3 protein-coding genes and 1 pseudogene are annotated in these 3,042 nt (G+C 65.6%); 2 read left to right on the top strand and 2 right to left on the bottom strand.

The features are described 5' to 3' along the window. Positions 1-88 precede the first annotated feature (88 nt). Positions 89-556 (bottom strand): nuclear transport factor 2 family protein, encoded by a 468-nt coding sequence (locus tag ACIPN7_RS29815; protein WP_400550850.1) that lies wholly within the window; start codon positions 554-556, stop codon positions 89-91. 40 nt (positions 557-596) lie between these two features. Next, positions 597-1,481: an SDR family NAD(P)-dependent oxidoreductase gene (locus ACIPN7_RS29810; RefSeq protein WP_400550848.1), complete on the bottom strand. Its 885-nt coding sequence runs from the start codon at positions 1,479-1,481 to the stop codon at positions 597-599. 178 nt (positions 1,482-1,659) lie between these two features. Between ACIPN7_RS29810 and ACIPN7_RS29805 the strand changes: the two genes are divergently transcribed. Then, the gene (locus ACIPN7_RS29805; RefSeq protein WP_400550846.1) at positions 1,660-2,205 is read left to right on the top strand and encodes a TetR/AcrR family transcriptional regulator; all 546 of its coding nucleotides are present in this window, start codon (positions 1,660-1,662) and stop codon (positions 2,203-2,205) included. Between the two features lie 109 nt (positions 2,206-2,314). Further along, positions 2,315-2,778, top strand: a pseudogene (locus ACIPN7_RS29800) (VOC family protein). Positions 2,779-3,042: the final 264 nt, after the last annotated feature.

The following is a 3,042-nucleotide window of genomic DNA, read 5'->3' as shown; positions in this document are numbered from 1 at the left end:
ATCCGTCAGATCATGCCGACCAACGACCCCGCTCACGACCCCGCATCATGCCGAACCCGCAGGTCAGAACCACAATCCAAAACACGCCCTAGACGTTGGCGGAGGTTCGCTTGTCGGTCCAGTCGACGACCAGACGCCGGTCCGCGAAGAGCCAGCCGCTCTCGCTGCGGATGAAGGTGTCGAGGTAGCGGATTGCCATGACCATCAAGGTGCGTTGACCGTCCTCGGTCCAGACGTGGTGGGCGAGGCAGTAACTCTCCCCGGTCGCGGCGTCCGGGTCGTCCGGGTCGAAGGTGAGAACGCTCTGCCCGTTCAGGTGAGTGGTGGACTCGTAGGCGTCGAGTACGCGGAAGGACTCTGCCAGCTCGGCCCGCCCCTGGAGCCGCTGAGCCGGTTCACCGGCTACCTGGCCATCCATGTGGACTGTGACGGTGCCATCAGGCGTGAAGAGCGCTGCCTGCCGGTCCGGCAGCCGGCGATCGGCATGGTGCGCCCAGGCATCGATGAGTTCGCGGATAGCCACGCGGTCGTCCTGCCTGGTGATATTTTCGCTCATGGTCACTGAGACCTTTCGTAGGTTTGGTGTCCGAAGACGGTCAGATTCTGCGCGAGTTATCGAGGAGTCGCACCGCAGCATTCGCTGGTGCGTCGGGGTGGTCCGTGGAACGGCTGACCTCTCCCCACCGCCGGGCTTCCGCGAGCTGCACCTCACCCGCTTCGAGCGCGAGCCCCAGCGCGTCGCTGCCGAGCAGCAGCCGCCGCGGCGGCTCGTTCGAGCTCACGACGTCGATGATGACCCGCGCCATTCGGTCCGGGTCGCCCGGCTCGTTGCCGGCATACTCGGCGAACGTTGCCCGCCACTGCCCGACGGTCTGCTCGTAGTCGTTCCCGATGCGGCCGGCATCCAGCGCGGCTCCCTGAGCCCAGCCGGTACCAATGCCTCCCGGTTCGACGATGGTCACCTTGATGCCCAGCGGAGCCACCTCGTTCGCCAGGGCCACGGAGAAACCCTCGACGCCGAACTTCGCGGTCTGGTAAGCGCCAAGTCCGGGAGTGCCACCCACCCGGCCGCCGATGGACGAGATCCGGATGAAATGCCCTGCACGCCGGGCGCGCAGGACGGGCAGAGCGGCCCGGGTCACGTTGATGACGCCATACAGATTCGTCTCGATCTGCGTGCGGAACTCGTCTTCCGGGAAGTCCTCCAGCGAGTTGCTGGTGGCGAAACCCGCGTTGTTCACGACCACGTCGAGCGAACCGAAGCGCTCGACTGCCGCCGCGACCACGCTCCGGGCCTCGGCGGGCGAGGTGACGTCCAGCGCCACGCTCTCCAGCCGCTCCGGGTGGTCCGCCTTCAGATCGGCCAACGCCTCAGGCCGACGCGAGGTCACCATGACCTGGTCCCCCGCAGCCAGCACCGCAACCGCGAGCGCTCTGCCCAGACCCTGGGAACTACCGGTGATCAGCCAAGTCCGTGACATGGCGCACTCCTGTCCCCTCGTAAGGACCTTTCGAACATGCGCCTCGATCGAAACGCTCGACACCAACGTAGCGATTACCACGAGCAACCGCAACACTCACGTTGAATTTCGGATCGTTCACGAGACTTCTTAGCGGTGGATCACGGACAAACCACAACAGTGCTAGGTTGCGGGGATCATGAGAGCCGATGCCGCACGCAATCTGTTGACCGTCCTACGCACGGGCGCCCGGCTGCTGGCCGAGGACCCCAGCACGTCCGTGGCAGCCATCGCTAACGAGGCCGGGGTGGACCGCACAACGGTCCATCGACACTTCGTCAACCGGGATGCCCTGCTCACGGCTGTTTTCCAGGCGAAACTCGACTCCACCGAGCAGGTCTTGGACGAGGCGCGGCTGACGGAGGCCCCGGTGCCGGTCGCACTGCACCGGTACGCGGAGGGCATCATTCCCGTCAGTCGAGAGTGGCCGGTCGACACAGCCCGCTTGATGCAGCAGGACCCTGACGCCAGTCAACGGCGTCAGGGCCAGAGCGAACGGCTGGACGAATTCCTGCAACGTGCCGTCGATGAAAATTTCCTTCGCCCGGACGTGCCCCTGGAATGGTTGCGGGCAGTCCTCGACCAACTAGTGGCCAGCGCGGCCCATCAGTTTCCCGAGCTGGCACCGCCCCAGGCGGCCGACATCGTCGTCGACACGTTCCTGACCGGCCTCGCCAGGACGTGACTCAGGACAGGCATAGACGTTCGGCCCCGGTGGAGCTGCGCGGTCCGCGGGTCCACACTGAGGGAGGGATCCACGGTCCTTCGCGGATGCCTCACGAAAGAAGTGCGTCATGCCGCTACCCGCCAACCCAGCCAAGGTCACCGACTCCCCTTTCTCTTCCACGCACGGGCGCCACGTGGCAATCCGCTACCCCGATTTCGAGGCGGCGCGTTCGTTCTGGGTCGACACCATGGATTGGCGAGTGCTGCACAGCTGGCCCTACGGACCTCTCACGCTGGCGTACGTCATGCCACCGAACCAGAACGACTTCCACATCGAGATCCTCGCCGGCCCCGGTGCCACGGTGCCACGGCCCAGCCGCTCTACCTGGATGTCGATGCCAGCCTTGCCATGAACGGTCTCAATCACGTCTGCCTCTCCGTGGGCAATATCGACGAAACGCTCGCTGAACTGCGCAGGCGCGGAGTTGAGATCGTCAACCCTCCATTCGACATGGACGACATCAGCGCCAGACTCGCGTTCTTCCGCGACCCATGGGGAAACATGTTTGAACTGTCCGAGCGCAAGCGCTAGGCCAACGGAGTCATGCGGCGCTCGTTTCACCTCGTGGGCACGGAGCGCCCGGGCTGACCATCGAGAATCTGCACCCGATTCCAAGTCCCGGTCGTGGGGCTTCAAGTTCGCGCGGTAGCGGTAAGAGGAGGCCTCTCATGAGCACCAGTACCGAGACCAGCAGCACCGACACCCCGCGCGTCGCGCTCGTCACCGGCGGGTCGGGCGGCATCGGCCGCGCCGTCGTCGGGCGGCTCGCGGCCGACGGCTACGCCGTCGCCGTCC

The sequence above is a fragment of the Promicromonospora sp. NPDC090134 genome (assembly GCF_044746965.1).
GTDB lineage: Bacteria > Actinomycetota > Actinomycetes > Actinomycetales > Cellulomonadaceae > Promicromonospora.
Note: the sequence above shows the minus strand (reverse complement) of the source record. Positions and strands in the feature narration are given on the sequence as shown.

Coding starts and splice junctions, on each gene's coding strand:
- ACIPN7_RS29810 (WP_400550848.1), bottom strand. CDS start 1,481: ATGTCACGGACTTGGCTGATCACCGGTAGTTCCCAGGGTCTGGGCAGA.
- ACIPN7_RS29805 (WP_400550846.1), top strand. CDS start 1,660: ATGAGAGCCGATGCCGCACGCAATCTGTTGACCGTCCTACGCACGGGC.
- ACIPN7_RS29815 (WP_400550850.1), bottom strand. CDS start 556: ATGAGCGAAAATATCACCAGGCAGGACGACCGCGTGGCTATCCGCGAA.